The 13060-nt window shown below is 34.6% G+C and carries 12 protein-coding genes; 4 read left to right on the top strand and 8 right to left on the bottom strand.

What is annotated here, in order from left to right; all coding sequences use genetic code 11:
• The 4 genes from BUB25_RS04880 to BUB25_RS04860 all read right to left on the bottom strand — a co-directional run bounded on the left by BUB25_RS04880 (window position 1) and on the right by BUB25_RS04860 (window position 5309).
• Window positions 1–2052, bottom strand: coding sequence for a tetratricopeptide repeat-containing sensor histidine kinase (locus BUB25_RS04880; RefSeq protein ID WP_072940870.1), 2052 nt, complete (start codon window positions 2050–2052; stop codon window positions 1–3).
• 109 nt (window positions 2053–2161) lie between these two features.
• Window positions 2162–2407 (bottom strand): 3-oxoacyl-ACP reductase, encoded by a 246-nt coding sequence (locus BUB25_RS04875; RefSeq protein ID WP_072940867.1) that lies wholly within the window; start codon window positions 2405–2407, stop codon window positions 2162–2164.
• Window positions 2408–2586: 179 nt separating this feature from the next.
• Window positions 2587–3405 carry a LytR/AlgR family response regulator transcription factor gene (locus BUB25_RS04870; RefSeq protein WP_072940863.1) on the bottom strand — a complete coding sequence of 273 codons (819 nt, stop codon included), beginning with the start codon at window positions 3403–3405 and terminating at the stop codon, window positions 2587–2589.
• A gap of 362 nt (window positions 3406–3767) precedes the next feature.
• Window positions 3768–5309 (bottom strand): glycine--tRNA ligase, encoded by a 1542-nt coding sequence (locus BUB25_RS04860; protein ID WP_072940856.1) that lies wholly within the window; start codon window positions 5307–5309, stop codon window positions 3768–3770.
• Window positions 5310–5406: 97 nt separating this feature from the next.
• Between BUB25_RS04860 and BUB25_RS04855 the strand changes: the two genes are divergently transcribed.
• Both BUB25_RS04855 and BUB25_RS04850 read left to right on the top strand, forming a co-directional pair.
• The gene (locus BUB25_RS04855; protein WP_072940853.1) at window positions 5407–6090 is read left to right on the top strand and encodes a ComF family protein; all 684 of its coding nucleotides are present in this window, start codon (window positions 5407–5409) and stop codon (window positions 6088–6090) included.
• Between the two features lie 186 nt (window positions 6091–6276).
• A complete protein-coding gene (locus tag BUB25_RS04850) occupies window positions 6277–6885 on the top strand; it encodes a superoxide dismutase (RefSeq protein ID WP_072940850.1) in 609 nt (202 codons plus the stop codon).
• Between the two features lie 237 nt (window positions 6886–7122).
• On the opposite strand, the gene BUB25_RS04845 is transcribed toward BUB25_RS04850, so the two are convergent.
• The 4 genes from BUB25_RS04845 to purN all read right to left on the bottom strand — a co-directional run bounded on the left by BUB25_RS04845 (window position 7123) and on the right by purN (window position 11210).
• A complete protein-coding gene (locus BUB25_RS04845) occupies window positions 7123–9021 on the bottom strand; it encodes an amidophosphoribosyltransferase (RefSeq protein WP_072940847.1) in 1899 nt (632 codons plus the stop codon).
• 105 nt (window positions 9022–9126) lie between these two features.
• Window positions 9127–10050, bottom strand: a complete 924-nt coding sequence (locus BUB25_RS04840; RefSeq protein ID WP_072940843.1) for a PfkB family carbohydrate kinase — start codon at window positions 10048–10050, stop codon at window positions 9127–9129.
• Between the two features lie 75 nt (window positions 10051–10125).
• Entirely contained in the window at window positions 10126–10605 is a 480-nt protein-coding gene (rnhA, locus tag BUB25_RS04835; RefSeq protein WP_072940840.1) for a ribonuclease HI, read from the bottom strand.
• A 44-nt stretch (window positions 10606–10649) separates the two neighbouring features.
• Complete coding sequence (purN, locus tag BUB25_RS04830) at window positions 10650–11210, bottom strand: phosphoribosylglycinamide formyltransferase (RefSeq protein WP_072940837.1); 561 nt, start codon at window positions 11208–11210, stop codon at window positions 10650–10652.
• Between the two features lie 175 nt (window positions 11211–11385).
• On the opposite strand from purN, the gene BUB25_RS04825 reads away from it, so the two are divergent.
• Both BUB25_RS04825 and fabF read left to right on the top strand, forming a co-directional pair.
• A complete protein-coding gene (locus BUB25_RS04825; protein ID WP_007137004.1) occupies window positions 11386–11622 on the top strand; it encodes an acyl carrier protein in 237 nt (78 codons plus the stop codon).
• Window positions 11623–11801: 179 nt separating this feature from the next.
• Window positions 11802–13055, top strand: coding sequence for a beta-ketoacyl-ACP synthase II (gene fabF / locus BUB25_RS04820; RefSeq protein ID WP_072940834.1), 1254 nt, complete (start codon window positions 11802–11804; stop codon window positions 13053–13055).
• The last annotated feature ends 5 nt before the right edge of the window (window positions 13056–13060 follow it).

The raw sequence follows: 13060 nt of genomic DNA, 5'->3' as shown, positions 1-13060 counted from the left end.
TTATGAAGCTATTTGTTTTTGTTCGATTGGGACTCTAACTGTAATGGTTGTTCCTTCACCTTTTTTAGATTTTATTTCAAACGAACCATTACATTCTTTTGTTCGTGAAAGCATGTTTTGTAAACCAATACCTTTTTTCTTTACATTGGCATTAAATCCTATTCCGTCATCGCTTATTGTCAATTCCAAATCATCATCCACTTTTTTCAACTCGACTCTAATCGAGCGGGCTTTTGCATATTTATTACAATTTTGCAGCGATTCCTGAATAATACGATATATATTAATTTTAATGGAGTTGCTTACCTCCTCCCATTTAATATTAGAATCGATACTTGTAAATAATTTTGACTGGAATGTTCTTCTTTGTTCCTCAAATAAATTATCGACGATGGCGACGAAGTTATTAATTAATTCTGATTTTTCTCTATTCAAATCATGTGAAATTTCACGAATATCCTGCTCAATATTTTTCAATTCCTTCAAATAACCGATTCTCTGATTGATAGCTATCTCATCCTTAAGCCCATTCAATCCATCTAAATTCATGCGAACGCCAAACATCCTTCCCAGGACTCCATCATGTAGCTCCTGAGCCACTCTCTTTTTTTCTTTTACTCTAATGACATCGATGGTATTTTGCTGAGAAATCATCAAATTATAAATATCCTCATTAGCTTCTTGTTGCCGTTGCTTGTATTGAAGCTCCCTGTTTTTTGCTTTTTGAGCTTTGATAATATATAAAAACAATCCTAAAATAGTTATTCCACTAAAAATATAAACTAGATTTCTATTCTGAACGGTAAGATTGGTATTCTCATCTTTTATTACATCCGTCTCATATTCAATTCGGGAGAATTTATCGCCCATTTTCCGTTCTGCTTTTTGCAGTTCTTCATTGATATGAATGTATTCCTTATTATAAATTGCGGCTTTTTTTGGTTCAATAATTGACAATTGCTTTAGCGCTACCAAAATATCTCTGGAAACATTGGTACTGCGAGCTAGCAAAAGAGCCTCTTTGGAATATTCTAGCGCTTTTGTAGTATCTTTTTTTGAGGCAAAATATTCAGATAAATGTATTTTATTGGTAAATATACAGGAGTTTAATTTCAAACTATCTCCTAATTTCAATGCTTTATAAAACAATTCCGGCAACCCCTCATCTTCTTTTAATTTAAATTTAGAATAAGCTAAATTATCCAATAACATAGCATATACTAGAGGTTTTTGAGCCTTTAAATTGTTTTGTTCTAATCCTGTTAAAAAATACTTCTTTGCCTGGGAATATTCTTTAGAACTAAGATAAAGATACCCAATATTATTATAAGAAGTCGCTCTAGACTGAAACACCTCAGGTATTATTTCGTCATCAATAACTGCCAATGCTTTATTGTTATAAACAATTGCGTTATCATATTCTCCTAACTCATTAGATATTAACCCAAGAAGATTATAAGAATCATACATGATACTATTGGCATTCTTCTCCTTTCTAATTATTCTCAACACTTTAACAACAGCATTTTCTGCCCCTAAAAAATCACCCGCTTTATATTGCAGATTTGCTTTATTTATTAGTGTTTTCCCCAAATTAACATCATCTCCTAGCCTATCATAAATTTTTTCTGCCTTGCTAAAAAACTGAAACGCACTATCTGAAACCATCTGAGACACATAATAATCTCCTAGGTAACTATACGCTTTTCCAATATTTACACTGTCCTCTGCTCTCTCTGATTTATCTAAAATTAATAGCACCGTTTGACTAAATTCTTTCCAGTCATTGATGTTATAATAGCGATTAGCGACCTTAAAAAGATTAATCCGATTAAGAGAATCATTTTCTTGACCGACTACAATATTATAAGCTTTTTTATTAAAAAAAAGTCTTTTATCACGACTAAGATTTAAATCATTAGCCTTTGAGAAATAAACCGATAGGCTATCTTCAGATAAATCAATAGAATTATTAACTGAATCCTTTTTGGCACAGCCAAAAAAAACAAACAGTAGAAGCAATAGTAAATTTATCGGATAAAACTTCTTCAATACTTGATCTCTAATTTTACCAAAAATAGTAAAATAAAACTATTAGCATAAAAAAGGCTACCAAAAATTGATAGCCTAAATATTATAAAAATCATTTAATTTGAAATAATCAGTCTACTTTCATATTCCCTCCTGTAGCTCCTTGTCCAATAATATCCACTTTCATATTCCCTCCTGTAGCTCCTTGTCCAATAATATCCACTTTCATATTTCCTCCAGTAGCTCCTTGACCGATAATATCTACTTTCATATTTCCTCCAGTAGCTCCTTGACCAATAATATCTGCATTACTGGTGAATGAAGTTAAGATCATTACTAAAGAAAATAGTCCGATTGTTAAGATTGATTTTTTCATAATTTGGGATTTTTATGTTTTTAAATTTGTTTTACACTATTTTAAGAATTCTTTTGTGCAGGAATTCTTTTGTAAAACTACATAGCAAATCTTTATTTTTCTTACAAATACAGGCCTATATGGTAGAATACAGGCATCTGATAGTGGATAGCCTTCAAATCAGGGTAGATGGATGTTTTTTAAATTTCTAAGTAATTCCCATTGGAAATTTCAGAAATAATCAGGTCGATATTTACCTTATAAGATTTAGAAAAGGGAAGTTTTGTGGCGGTATTCTTTATGTAACAGACCGCATTTCCAGTATGAATTCTAGAAATATAATTGCAGTTTACGATATAACTGTTGTGAATTCGAATGAAAGGATAAGACAAAGCGCTCTCAAAATGCTTCAGTGTCTTAAAAGCGGTGACCATTTCGCCACTATTTAGATGAATGTCGGTTGAATTATTATCTGCCTGCAAATAACAAATATCCCTAGCGTCAATATACCTGTAGTCCCCGTAAGATTTTATACATAATATTAGAGGTTTTTGTTTACTTAAAGTTTCATGATGTAAAACAGGATTTGGTTTTTCTTCTTGAAGCACTTCTTCAGGCTGCATCAGAGTCATTTCCTTTTGATTTGCATTTTTATTTAGTTTCAAGATGATCTTGATAAAATCAATTCGCACCAATGGTTTCAACAGGTATTCGGTCACATTATATTGTATGGCTTCAAAAGCCAAATCCTTTTTCGTAGTGGTGACGATGATTTTAGGAATTACTTTTAAATAGCGGTGCAACTCGTTTATCAAAACCAAAGACAGTGAGCTATTTTTGTCAGCTGGGTCGATTTCCAGAAAAACCAGTTCCGGAGTGTGTTCTAAGATAAGATTTAAGCCTTCCGCATAATTATGTGCCGATGCCACAAAAGTAAGCTCCGAAAAACTGTCAGCAATGGCTTTCGTCTTCAAAACACTTTCTTGATCGTCGTCAATAATAATGTACGAATAATTCATCAGTGGCTTTTCCTAGAATTGTTAGCCATTACATTAGATTTCCAAAGTAAAGCATACTCTAAATTATTAAGCAATTGTGGTAGTTTTGGGAAACTAATTAAACAAAAGCGCAAAAAATTACATAAAACGCTCTTATTTAACATTCTAAAAATAAGCATTTAACCATTTCTCCTTATTAGTTGTTAATATGTTCATAACAAATGTTGATACATTGAGATGAACTGCAAATAAACCCGATAAAAGACCTAAATATTTATTTAAAAAGAACTCTAAATTAAGTGTATAAAATTTATTTGAAGTCATTCTAAAAAAAAAAGCTTTCCAAAAACGGAAAGCTTTTCTTATATAAACAAAAAAACTAATTACATTTTCATCAACCAATTTTTCATCGAAACTTCATCATCTATAATAGATTTCAAATTGCTAATTTTTACGCGATCTTGCTTCATGCTGTCTCTGTGCCTAATAGTTACCGTTTGATCCTCAATCGTTTGATGATCTACTGTGATACAAAATGGCGTTCCCAATGCATCCTGTCTTCTATAACGACGACCAACGGCATCTTTTTCATCATAAGCCACATTGAAATCCCATTTTAAATCTTCAATAATTTTATGAGCAATCTCAGGCAATCCATCTTTTTTAACCAATGGTAAAACCGCTGCTTTTGTAGGCGCCAAAACTGAAGGCAATTTAAGAACTGTTCTTGTTGAACCATCCTCCAAAGTTTCTTCTTTCAAAGAAGTTGCAAAAACCGCCAAGAACATTCTATCCAAACCGACTGATGTTTCCACTACATAAGGAACATAATTCTGATTCAATTCAGCATCAAAATATTGCAATTTTCTACCTGAAAATTTCTCATGTGCTTTCAAATCAAAATCAGTGCGGGAGTGAATTCCTTCTAATTCTTTGAATCCAAAAGGGAAATTAAATTCGATATCCGCCGCAGCATTCGCATAATGCGCCAGTTTTTCATGGTCATGAAAACGGTAGTTTTCTTTTCCTAATCCTAGCGATAAATGCCATTTTAAACGTGCTTCTTTCCAAAACTCATAATGCTTCATTTCCTCTCCGGGACGCACAAAAAACTGCATTTCCATTTGTTCAAACTCACGCATGCGGAAAATAAACTGTCTCGCTACAATTTCGTTTCTAAAGGCTTTACCAGTTTGGGCAATTCCAAAAGGAACCTTCATTCGCCCTGATTTTTGTACATTCAGGAAATTCACAAAAATACCCTGAGCCGTTTCCGGACGCAAATACAAATCCATTGCAGAATCAGCCGAGGCTCCTAATTTGGTGCCAAACATCAAATTAAACTGACGCACTTCTGTCCAATTTCTTGAACCTGATTCCGGACAAGCAATTTCCAGTTCTTCGATCAAAGCTTTTACGTCTTCCAGATCTTCATTACCCAAAGAGCGTCCCATTCTTTCGAGAATTTCTCTCTCTCTGGTTTTGTATTCAACAACCCTTGCATTTGTGGTAACAAATTCTGCTTCGTTAAAAGCTTCACCAAAACGGACTCTCGCTTTTTCGATTTCCTTGATTGCTTTTTGATTTAGCTTTTCGGCATAATCTTCAATCAAAACATCCGCTCTGTATCTTCTTTTCGAATCTTTATTGTCAATTAATGGATCATTAAAAGCATCTACGTGTCCTGATGCTTTCCAAGTAGTGGGATGCATCAATATAGCCGCATCAAGCCCCACTATGTTTTCATTCATCTGAACCATCGCTTTCCACCAATACTCGCGTATGTTCTTTTTTAATTCTACACCGTTTTGTGCATAATCATAGACTGCACTTAAACCATCGTATATTTCGCTTGACGGAAAAATAAATCCGTACTCTTTTGCGTGCGAAACTACATTCTTAAATATATCTTCTTGTTTTGCCATAGTAATGCAAAAATATAAAAAGTGAACTTAAAAAAAAGGAAATAAGAGAAGTTTGAAGCATTGATTTTCATATTTTTATAAATAAATTCGCAATTATATGTTCCAAAGCATCTTAAATCTATTCTTTCCAAAGGTATGTGCCGGCTGTAATTCATTTTTACTGACAAATGAAAATGTAATCTGCACCCTTTGCAGACATCATATTCCCTTGACCAATCATCATTTGAATCCTGAAAACGAAGCTTTCAAGAAATTCTACGGAAAAGTCCCCATAGAACACGCCTCGGCTTTGTTTTATTTTCACAAAAAAGGGATTGTACAAGAAGTGATTCATAAACTAAAATATAAAGGACATGAGGAAATTGGTACCGTTTTGGGAAACTGGTATGCCGAAGATTTAAAAGAAATTTCCGTTTTTCAAGAGATAGATGTGATAATTCCGGTTCCTTTGCACAAAAAGAAATACCGCCAAAGAGGCTATAATCAGGTTAGCACTTTTGGCCGCGCACTTTCAAATGAATTGAATATAACCTACAATGATTCCATTTTGATTCGAACAGTCTATTCTAAAACACAATCCAAAAAAAATCTTTTAGGAAGAACCGAAGGCATCGAAACTATTTTTGACGTTACTTTTACCGAAAAAGACCATCACAAGCATTATCTCCTCATTGATGATGTTATTACAACAGGTTCAACTCTAGAAGGATGTTGCCGCGCTTTAATGAAAATCCCCGGAACAAAAATCAGCATTGTTTGCATGGCGATGGCACAATCTTAAATATAATCCAATCGCCTCATCAATCACCTGTAAATAAACAGCCTAGACCGATTTTTATTTCAATAAAAAGAATAAATAATCGCTGTATCGATTTAATTAATACAATTATAACCAAATAGAATTTTCTATTACAAAGTTAAATGTTTAAATTTGGATAAATTTTATAAATCATTAAAGAACTATATCATGGCTTTTGAACTACCTCAATTACCTTATGCGTATGACGCATTAGAACCTTATATTGATGCACGCACGATGGAAATTCATCATACAAAACATCATAATGCCTATACTACCAATTTGAATGCTGCAATTGCAGGAACTGATATGGAAGGCAAAACGATCGAAAACATCTTGATCAACCTTGATATGAAAAACGCTGCCGTTCGTAATAATGGAGGTGGATTTTACAACCATAACTTATATTGGTCAGTAATGTCACCAAACGGAGGCGGACTTCCAACAGGTGATTTATTAGCAGCTATTGAAAGTGCTTTTGGTTCATTTGAAGAATTCAAAGCTAAATTTAGCAAAGCTGGAGCAACACAATTTGGTTCTGGATGGGCTTGGCTTTGTGTTCACAAAGGAGGAAAATTAGACGTTTGCGGAACAGCAAATCAAGACAATACTCTAATGCCGGGTATTGGTTGCGGAGGAACCCCAATCCTTGGAATGGATGTTTGGGAACATGCTTATTATTTGCATTACCAAAATAGAAGACCGGATTACATTGAAGCTTTTTTCAACATAATCAATTGGACCGAAGTTTCAAGAAGATACGCTCTAGAGAAATAGTTTAAAAGAATCCAGAGCAAAGAATATAGAGAATAGACGAATGAACTTTAAGTTTGTTCGTCTATTTTTTTTGACTTTATTCCAATAAAAAAGGTGGAATTTCTTCCACCTTTTTTGCCCCAAATCTACCATAAACTTAACCTACTAAATGTTATGGTATTTCAAAATTATAGTAGTTATTCGCTCAAAACAAATATTTAAGACAAACAACTTATAAAACCGATAAATTACACAATTTTAATAAGCTCTAGCATCTTTACCTTCGTAGAAATTCATAAAGGCACGGTTTACAACTCTATTTCCACCAGGAGTAGGATAGTCACCAGTAAAATACCAATCGCCTAAATTCTTAGGACAAGCCACATGAAGATCTTCAACGGTTTGGAATATTATTTTAACTTCAGCCTTTATTTCCGGAGAACTCAACATTTCTGCAATTTTATCTGAAACTTCTTGTGGTTGGAACGGTGCGTAAATTGCCGTTACATAATTTACAACCTCAGTATCTACAAAGTTTTCCTGTGCCTTACATTTTGCATAAACTTCATCAACAATATGATATAGATTTCTTTCTTTTAATAATTCCAAAGCCGCTCTAAAAGCCACTAAACCTTCCAGTTTAGCCATATCAATTCCGTAACAATCCGGATAGCGAATTTGTGGTGCCGATGAAACAATGACAATTCTTTTCGGATTCAAACGATCCATCATCTTGATGATACTCATTTTAAGAGTAGTACCACGGACGATACTATCATCAATAATTACTAAATTATCTGTAGGTTTTATCACCCCATAAGTCACATCGTATACGTGAGCCACCAAGTCATCACGGCTGCTATCCTCAGTAATAAATGTTCTTAGTTTTGCGTCTTTAATTGCCACTTTCTCGGTACGGATTTTCACCGAAAGTAATTCCTGCAAACTATCCGTTGTCAAGGTGTCTTTATTGGCCAGAATGTAATCATTCTTTCTTTTATTTAAGAAATCCTGAGCCGCTTCAACCATTCCGTAAAAAGAAGTTTCGGCAGTATTTGGAATATAAGAAAAAACAGTGTTATCTGTGTCCTGATCAATTGAATCTAAAACCGCAGGTAAAATCAATTTTCCCAGATCTTTTCTTTCTTGATAAATTTCAGCATCACTTCCTCTAGAGAAATAAATACGCTCAAAAGAACAGGCCTTCAATGGCAAGGCTTCACGGATTTGCTCATCAAGAACAGTTCCGTCTTTTTTAACTATAATGGCATGACCCGGTTTAATTTCCTGTATTTTATCGTAATCTACATTAAAAACAGTTTGAATTACCGGACGCTCTGAAGCCACCACAACCACTTCGTCATCTTGGTAATAATAAGCTGGGCGAATTCCTGCAGGATCACGGGTAACAAATGCATCTCCGTGACCTATTAATCCGGCCATAGCATATCCTCCGTCCCAGTTTTTTGATGCACGACGTAAAATTCTTGCTACATCTAGACGATCACCAATAACCGGAGAAGCTTCTCGTTTAGACAAACCTTCATTTTTACAATCGTTATATAACTGAGTTACTTCGTCATCCAAAAAGTGACCAATTTTTTCCATTACAGTAACAGTATCTGCCATCTCTTTTGGATGCTGTCCTAAACGTACCAAATCAGCAAACAACTCCTTAACATTTGTCATGTTGAAATTTCCTGCAACAATCAAATTTCTATGCATCCAGTTATTTTGACGTAAAAACGGATGAACATTTTCGATGCTATTTTTCCCGAAAGTACCGTAACGAACGTGACCTAAATATACTTCTCCCACGTAAGGAATGTTTTTCTTTTGCAACGCTACATTATCTGCATATTCAGGATGCGAAACCATTTCTTCATTGATCCTTTCATTGATTTGAGCAAAAACATCTTGAATAGGTTGTGCATGATTAGAGCGCACACGGCTAATGTACCGCTCTCCAGGCTCCATGTCTAGTTTTATACTTGCAAATCCGGCACCATCCTGCCCACGATTGTGCTGCTTTTCCATCATCAGGTACATTTTTTGTACTCCGTAAAAAGCAGTTCCGTATTTTTCTTTGTAAAATTCAAGCGGTTTAAGCAGTCTAACTAAGGCTATCCCACATTCGTGTTTTAAAGCGTCGCTCATTGTATTGTATTTGTTGTGTTGTTGTTTACTAAAATATATTCTTATAAAAAGAATATGAAATCACGATTATTAACCAAAAAAACCTCGTTTCCGAGGTTTGTAACTTTATAGCGTTATATCAAATTGAGTCAAAGACTTGAATTGTTTCAATCTTGTCAAGACTTCTTCTTTATCAAGGTCAACCATTCTTTCTGTTCCAAATTTCTCCACACAGAAAGAAGCCAGATTTGAACCATAAATAATGGCATTTTTCATATTCTCGAAAGAGATGTTTTCGCTTTGCGTGATAAATCCTGCGAAACCTCCAGCAAATGTATCTCCAGCTCCCGTTGGATCAAAAACTTCTTCTAATGGTAATGCCGGAGCAAAGAAAACCTCTTTATTATGGAACAATAATGCTCCGTGCTCTCCTTTTTTAATCACCACATACTTTGGTCCCATAGTCTGAATTTTGGCAGCAGCCTTCACTAAAGAATATTCTCCCGAAAGCTGACGCGCTTCTTCATCATTGATGGTAATAACATCTACTCTTTTTATTACATCCAATAATTCCGGCAAGGCACAATCCATCCAAAAATTCATTGTATCCAAAACAACTAATTTTGGTTGTATTTCCATTTGATCCAAAACACTGCTTTGTACTAATGGATGCAAGTTTCCAAGCATTACTACATCGGCATCTTTATAATCCTGAGGCACTTTTGGTTGAAAATCAGCCAAAGTATTCAATTCAGTCACCAAAGTGTCTCTTGAATTCAAATCGTTATGGTAACGACCACTCCAAAAGAAAGTTTTTCCTCCTTTTACAATTTCCAAACCTGAAATATCAATATTTCTGCTAGCCAATAAATCCAAATGTTCTTGTGGAAAATCGTCGCCAACTACTGAAACGATAGCCGATTTTAAATTAAAAAAAGATGCAGAAAGTCCGATATATGTAGCGGCTCCGCCTAAAATCTTATCTGTTTTCCCGAAAGGAGTTTCAATAGCGTCGAAAGCAACAGTCCCGACAATCAGCAATTTGTTCATTTTTTGGTTTTCGAATTAAGGCGCAAAGGTAGTCTATAAGTTGCAAAATTGCAATGGTTCAAACTCTCAAAGTTTTTATAAAATTTTCCCTTCCTCCTTCTCATAAAAAGCATCTATAGAAAGAGCTGGACTTTGAGTAGCCATAACCGCCAATTCATCGCATCTTTCGTTTTGCGGATGGTTATTATGTCCCTTTATCCATTTAAAATCTACTTGATGTTTTCTATAAACTACAAGAAAACGCTTCCATAAATCGGGATTTTTCTTCCCTAAAAAACCTTTTTTCTCCCATCCAAAAACCCATTTTTTCAAAACTGAGTCAACAACATACTTGGAATCCGATACCACTAAAACCTTGGTATTGGGATTTTTTAATTTTTCAAGACCTACAATTACAGCCAAAAGTTCCATTCTATTATTTGTCGTATAACGAAATCCTTCGTAGAATTCTTTTTTATAAGGATTGCCTACCTTTTCCATAACAACGCCATAACCGCCTTTTCCTGGATTTCCTTTTGCAGCTCCATCAGTATATATATGTACGTCGTGACTCATATTAGATAATTAACTCTTATTTATTTGTAAATTAAATCCGGAAATTAAACAAGCAAACCAGCAATAACACCCGGAAAATATTTTTGCTCCAATTTATGAATTTTTGCCGCCACTATTTCCGGCGTATCTTCTGCTGACAAAGCAATACTTTTTTGAAAAATAATATTTCCTTCGTCATAATTTTCATTCACATAATGAATAGAAATCCCCGTTTCACTCTCCTTATTTTCAACAATGGCCTTATGAATATTCATCCCATACATTCCTTTTCCTCCATATTTAGGTAATAATGCGGGATGAATATTGATAATTCTGTCCGGATAATCTATTATGATATGCTCTGGAAATTTCAACAAAAAACCAGCTAAGACGATTAAATCAGGCTGAATTTCGTTTATTTTTTGCAACACATCACCTTTATTCAATTCTTCTTCAGAAAAAATCACTGCAGGAATCTCATATTTACTGGCTCTTTCGATCACCTTGGCCGCAGCATTATTTGTAAAAACAGCAACTACTGTTACTGATTCATTTGCATCAAAAAATTGTATAATGTTCTCAGCGTTAGTGCCAGATCCAGAAGCAAAAATCACTATTTTTTTCATAATCAACTCGATTTTATTTACGCAAAAAACGGAATAAAAAATGAAAATAAATAACGTTCAGAAGTCTTTGTTGAAATATATTTTATAAATTAGTTGTCACATTTATCAACTTATTGGTTGTTTTAAAATAAAGTTTTTTATTTTTGCCAACAAATAAATTCTAAAATTAAAGATTATGTCAGACATTGCATCAAGAGTAAAAGCGATTATCGTAGACAAATTAGGTGTTGACGAAAACGAAGTTGTAACAGAAGCAAGCTTCACTAATGATTTAGGAGCTGACTCATTAGACACTGTTGAGCTTATCATGGAATTCGAAAAAGAATTTGATATTCAAATTCCAGACGATCAAGCAGAGAACATTGCTACTGTTGGTCAAGCTATTTCTTACATCGAAGAAGCTAAAAAATAATAAATACACACTCGCTTGCTTCCTTGTAAGCGAGTGTTATTATTTATTTTTAAATATGAAATTCGAGATTGTAATTCAATCAAAAAGATATTTATAATGTAATACCCACGGCTTTTTTGTAGAATTACAGTAAAGTAAACGTGGGTTTTATTTGTTTAAAGATACAAAATACATAAGTTATGGTATTAAAGCGAGTTGTTGTAACAGGTTTAGGTGCTCTTACTCCTATTGGAAATAATATTCAAGAATATTGGAACGCCCTTATTAATGGCGTTAGTGGAGCAGCTCCAATAACTTATTTTGATGCTTCAAAGTTTAGAACTCATTTTGCATGTGAATTGAAAAATTTCAATGTAGAAGATTTCTTAGATCGAAAAGAAGCCAGAAAAATGGACCGTTATGCACAATATGCCATGGTTTCATCTGAAGAAGCGGTGCTTGATGCAGGATTCAACCTTGAAAAATTAGACAAAGACAGAGCCGGAGTAATCTGGGGATCAGGAATTGGTGGATTAGAAACCTTTCAAATAGAAATGTTGAATTTTGCTGCCGGTGACGGTACTCCTAAATTCAATCCTTTCTTTATCCCAAAAATGATTTCGGATATTGCTTGCGGACACATCTCCATTAAATATGGTTTTAGAGGTCCAAATTTCGCAACCGTTTCAGCTTGTGCTTCCTCTACAAATGCAATCATTGATGCGTTCAACTATATCCGATTAGGACATGCCGATGTTATGGTAACAGGCGGATCTGAAGCCGCAGTAACTATAGCCGGAATGGGCGGATTTAACGCCATGCATGCACTGTCAACCAGAAATGATGATCCAAAAACTGCCTCCAGACCAATGGATAAAGACAGAGACGGATTTGTTCTGGGTGAAGGTGCAGGCGCACTTATCCTTGAAGAATACGAACACGCCGTAGCTCGTGGCGCAAAAATTTATTGCGAAATTGGCGGTGGCGGAATGTCAGCAGATGCACATCACATAACAGCTCCCCATCCAGAAGGTTTGGGCGCTAAAAATGTTATGCTAAACTGCTTGAGAGATGCCGGTTTAAAACCAACAGACGTAGACGGTGTAAATATGCACGGAACTTCAACGCCTCTAGGTGATCTAGCAGAATCTAAAGCAATCCAACATGTTTTTGGAGAGCATGCTTATACTATGAATTTGAATTCAACAAAATCCATGACAGGTCACTTATTAGGTGCTGCTGGTGCAGTTGAAACCATATCAGCTATTCTTTCTATGAAACACGGAATAGTTCCTCCTACAATCAATCATTTTACTGATGATGAAAATATTGATCCAAAATTAAACTTCACTTTTAATGTAGCTCAAAAAAGAGATATGAATGTTGTGATGAGTAATACCTTTGGTTTTGGAGGTCACAATGCTTGCGTATTGGTAAAAAAATTAGAGCTGTAATTCCA

The organism is Flavobacterium granuli, assembly GCF_900129705.1.
Classification (GTDB): Bacteria; Bacteroidota; Bacteroidia; order Flavobacteriales; family Flavobacteriaceae; genus Flavobacterium; species Flavobacterium granuli.
The sequence above is the reverse complement of the archived record's forward strand: the minus strand, read 5'-3'. Positions and strand labels throughout refer to the sequence as shown.

What these genes read in the sequence shown, in the direction of transcription:
- BUB25_RS04855 (WP_072940853.1), top strand. Translation starts at nt 5,407, where the DNA reads ATGTTCCAAAGCATCTTAAATCTATTCTTTCCAAAGGTATGTGCCGGC.
- BUB25_RS04850 (WP_072940850.1), top strand. Translation starts at nt 6,277, where the DNA reads ATGGCTTTTGAACTACCTCAATTACCTTATGCGTATGACGCATTAGAA.
- BUB25_RS04845 (WP_072940847.1), bottom strand. Translation starts at nt 9,021, where the DNA reads ATGAGCGACGCTTTAAAACACGAATGTGGGATAGCCTTAGTTAGACTG.
- rnhA (WP_072940840.1), bottom strand. Translation starts at nt 10,605, where the DNA reads ATGAGTCACGACGTACATATATATACTGATGGAGCTGCAAAAGGAAAT.
- fabF (WP_072940834.1), top strand. Translation starts at nt 11,802, where the DNA reads ATGGTATTAAAGCGAGTTGTTGTAACAGGTTTAGGTGCTCTTACTCCT.
- BUB25_RS04825 (WP_007137004.1), top strand. Translation starts at nt 11,386, where the DNA reads ATGTCAGACATTGCATCAAGAGTAAAAGCGATTATCGTAGACAAATTA.
- BUB25_RS04875 (WP_072940867.1), bottom strand. Translation starts at nt 2,407, where the DNA reads ATGAAAAAATCAATCTTAACAATCGGACTATTTTCTTTAGTAATGATC.
- BUB25_RS04840 (WP_072940843.1), bottom strand. Translation starts at nt 10,050, where the DNA reads ATGAACAAATTGCTGATTGTCGGGACTGTTGCTTTCGACGCTATTGAA.
- BUB25_RS04870 (WP_072940863.1), bottom strand. Translation starts at nt 3,405, where the DNA reads ATGAATTATTCGTACATTATTATTGACGACGATCAAGAAAGTGTTTTG.
- purN (WP_072940837.1), bottom strand. Translation starts at nt 11,210, where the DNA reads ATGAAAAAAATAGTGATTTTTGCTTCTGGATCTGGCACTAACGCTGAG.
- BUB25_RS04860 (WP_072940856.1), bottom strand. Translation starts at nt 5,309, where the DNA reads ATGGCAAAACAAGAAGATATATTTAAGAATGTAGTTTCGCACGCAAAA.